Origin of the sequence: Acinetobacter sp. (genome assembly GCF_036666595.1) — a bacterium.
In the GTDB taxonomy this organism is placed as follows: Bacteria; Pseudomonadota; Gammaproteobacteria; order Pseudomonadales; family Moraxellaceae; genus Acinetobacter.
In genome coordinates this window covers 1-639 of record NZ_JAVWVO010000100.1, presented here as the reverse complement: position 1 = coordinate 639, position 639 = coordinate 1, and the positions used below count along the sequence as shown (strand labels likewise).

Here is a 639-nt window from a genome sequence, read left to right as displayed (position 1 = left end):
CAAGCTGATCAAAATACAGTGATTGAACAATTACGATTATATGCAGATCACATTGAGATCCAAGGAATTATCACCACTCCAGATTTCACACAATTCGCTGAAGATATTGGCGATAAAGAAGTAAAACACTTCATTACACAAAACTTAATCAACAGTTGCCATTTATTTTTTGAGCATGAATTCCAACGCGTAAATCCCTACTATGTTGAAGTCAAACTAAGTGCACCTCAAAAAACCTATGATCTAAAAATTAAAAACAGCGAGTGTCAATTTTAAGATTATAACTTGATACGTTAGCCATCTAACGTATCAAACCTTGAGGTTGCAAAATAATCATCATCGCACCCGATATGACCACCAGACCACCCAACATATCCCAACGGGTTAACACCACCTGATCGACATAACGTAACCACATTAAAGCCGTAAATATATAAATTCCACCATAAGCGGCATAAATTCTACCTGATGCAGCAGGATGCAAGGTCAGTAACCACACAAATATGGCCAAACTTAATGCTGTCGGAAGCCAAAACCAATGCGACTTGCCTTGATTTAAAATTAAATAGGGAAAATAACAACCTAAAATTTCCGCAATCGCTGTGACAAAAAAAAGGCAAAAGGTCGTAATCACCTTGG

General features: G+C 37.2%; 1 protein-coding gene and 1 pseudogene. One reads left to right on the top strand and one right to left on the bottom strand.

Annotation, left to right across the window (positions count from 1 at the left end):
- Nucleotides 1–276: pseudogene (locus RR876_RS17005) on the top strand (hypothetical protein); the annotation flags it as partial.
- Between the two features lie 25 nt (nucleotides 277–301).
- On the opposite strand, the gene RR876_RS17000 reads toward RR876_RS17005, so the two are convergent.
- Nucleotides 302–639 (bottom strand): YnfA family protein (locus RR876_RS17000; protein WP_332637192.1); only part of this gene is annotated, 338 nt, incomplete at its 5' end.